Annotated in this window: 3 protein-coding genes; all 3 read right to left on the bottom strand. The window is 44.1% G+C overall.

The features are described 5' to 3' along the window. Window positions 1–634 (bottom strand): ATP-binding cassette domain-containing protein (locus AC1DUA_RS32755; protein WP_477503710.1); only part of this gene is annotated, 634 nt, incomplete at its 3' end. Between the two features lie 31 nt (window positions 635–665). Further along, complete coding sequence (locus tag AC1DUA_RS32750) at window positions 666–1,703, bottom strand: ABC transporter ATP-binding protein (RefSeq protein WP_477503709.1); 1,038 nt, start codon at window positions 1,701–1,703, stop codon at window positions 666–668. Between the two features lie 13 nt (window positions 1,704–1,716). Continuing rightward, window positions 1,717–2,649, bottom strand: a complete 933-nt coding sequence (locus AC1DUA_RS32745; RefSeq protein WP_477503708.1) for an ABC transporter permease — start codon at window positions 2,647–2,649, stop codon at window positions 1,717–1,719. Between the last annotated feature and the right edge of the window lie 68 nt (window positions 2,650–2,717).

Here is a 2,717-nt window from a genome sequence, read left to right as displayed (position 1 = left end):
CCCCGATACGGTCAGAAATGTGCTTAACCATCGCCAAATCATGCGCGATAAATAAGTAAGTCAGGCCCATTTCCTTCTGTAATCTCTTAAACAAGTTGACAACTTGAGCTTGTACGGAAACGTCCAATGCCGAGATCGGCTCATCGGCAATAATGAATTTCGGCTCAATCGCAAGCGCGCGGGCAATCCCGATACGCTGACGTTGACCACCGGAAAACTCATGCGGGAAACGGTTCGCATGCTCGTCATTGAGACCAACTGCGCGCAGCAGCTCCATAACGCGCGCTTTACGTTTCGCGCCGCTGTATAATCCATGAATATCAATACCTTCGGCAATTATATTCCCAACAGTCATACGCGGATTGAGCGATGCGTAAGGATCTTGGAATACCATTTGCATATTCCGGTTAAATTCTTTCAGCTTTTTGCCCTTAAGTTTATGGACATCCTCGCCGTCGAAAATAACTTCGCCTTCTGTCGCATCATATAGCTTAATAATCGTTCTACCTGCCGTGGATTTACCACATCCGGATTCCCCAACGAGACCAAATGTTTCACCGCGGTTGATTTCGATGGAGAAATTGTCAACGGCTTTCAACACTTTCCCGTTGCCAAGATTAAAATGCTTCTTCATATTGCGAATTTGCAGAATTGGTTTATTGGCATTAGACATGTTGATGACCTCCTACTCCTACAGGACGTTCAACTTTCGGCGCATCAGGATGCAACAACCAGCAAGCAGAACTATGCGTCTCGGAGAGCGTAGTGTGTTCCGGATCTACTTCCAAGCATTGGTTCATAGCGTATGGGCATCTAGCTGCAAATGCACAACCTTTGGGAGGTGCAAATAGATCTGGCGGTGTACCAGGGATCGGTACGAGTTCTTCATTCGCATTTGTATCCAAACGTGGTACGGAACGGAGCAAGCCCCATGTATATGGATGCTGCGGATTATAGAAAATCTCGTCTACCGTTCCTTGCTCRATAATTTTACCTGCATACATAACCACAACACGCTGCGCCATATCAGCTACAACACCGAGATCATGCGTAATTAAGATAATAGATGAGTCCGTCTTCACGGAAATTGTTTTCATCAAATCAATGATTTGAGCTTGAATCGTAACGTCCAGAGCTGTTGTTGGCTCATCCGCAATAAGAAGCTTAGGTGAACAAGCAAGCGCAATCGCGATCATGACACGTTGACGCATACCACCGGAGAGCTCATGCGGATATTGATGGATACGGCCTTCAGGCGAGTTGATACCGACAAGCTTTAGAATTTCAATAGCTTTCTCAGTTGCTGCCTTCTTGTTTAATCCTTCATGCTTGATAAGACCTTCTGTAATTTGATCGCCGATTTTCATCGTCGGATTAAGAGAAGTCATCGGATCTTGGAAAATCATACCGATTTCGGATCCACGAATTTTTTCCATTTGTCTGTTGGAAAGTTTGGTAATATCCATTTTCCCGTCAAACATGATAGAGCCGCTTTTTATATAACTAGGCGGAGTAGGAATTAAACGCATGAGCGTTTGTGCCGTAACGGATTTACCGCAACCGGATTCACCTACAATCGCCAACACTTCACCTTTTTTCAAAGAAAAAGATACGCCGCGAACAGCTTGAACTTCCCCCGCATACGTCCGGAAAGAAACTCGCAAATCTTTCACTTCAAGCAAATTGTCTTTGGTGCTCATCATTATTCACCCCTTCTTACTTGCGCATTTTTGGATCAAGCGCATCACGAAGCCCATCGCCGAGCAAGTTGAAGCTTAACAAGATTAAGCTGAAAACGATTGTCGGGAAAATGAGGCGATGCGGATATAACCGAATATAGTTAGCGCCGTCAGACAATAAGTTACCAAGCGATGCCAGCGGAGGCTTTACACCTAGACCGATAAAGCTTAAGAATGCTTCGGTAAAAATCGCAGATGGAACTACGAATGTAATTTGTACGATGATGATCCCCAGCGCATTCGGAATCAAGCTGCGCATAATGATTCTCATTGGCGATGCGCCAAGTGTACGAGAAGCAAGCACGAATTCTTGTTCTTTCAGCGTCAGCATTTGACCACGTACCAAACGAGCCATAGGAACCCAACCCGTTATTGCCATAGCCAAAATAATAGATGAAACACCTGATCCAATAACCATAATCAGTAGGATTGCGATCAACAAGAAAGGAATCGCATAAACGATTTCAATCGAACGTTGCATCACTTCATCCACTTTACCACCGTAATAAGCAGAAATACCACCATAGATAACACCAACAACCAAGTCAATTAACGCGGCAACAATCCCGATAAATAACGAGATACGAGTTCCCCACCATACACGTGTCCAGACATCACGACCAAAGTCGTCCGTTCCAAACCAATGTTGGGCGTTAGGAGATATATTTTTTATTTTAAGATCCTGTGTCTGATAATCGTAGCTTGAAACAAATGGTACAATAATCGCTAATACGATTAAAGCAACCAATATAATTAAGCCAGCCATAGCCAGTCTATTTTTCTTAAGTCGTCTCCAAGCGTCCTGCCAATAATTCAGCGAAGGTCTTACGATTCTTTCGCCAGTTAATGTTTCTTTTGCAACGGGAGCAAACTTGTAGTTAGTCTCTGTTGCGTTATTCGGAGTTTGCATGAATTATTTCCCGCCTTTCCCAAGACGAATTCTAGGGTCTACAAAACCATACACGATGTCTGTGATAA

The sequence above is a fragment of the Paenibacillus sp. 01T422 genome (assembly GCF_056398785.1).
Note: the sequence above shows the minus strand (reverse complement) of the source record. Positions and strands in the feature narration are given on the sequence as shown.

Bases quoted from the DNA above. Each gene is read 5' to 3' on its own strand.
- AC1DUA_RS32745 (WP_477503708.1), bottom strand. From the start codon at position 2,649: ATGCAAACTCCGAATAACGCAACAGAGACTAACTACAAGTTTGCTCCC.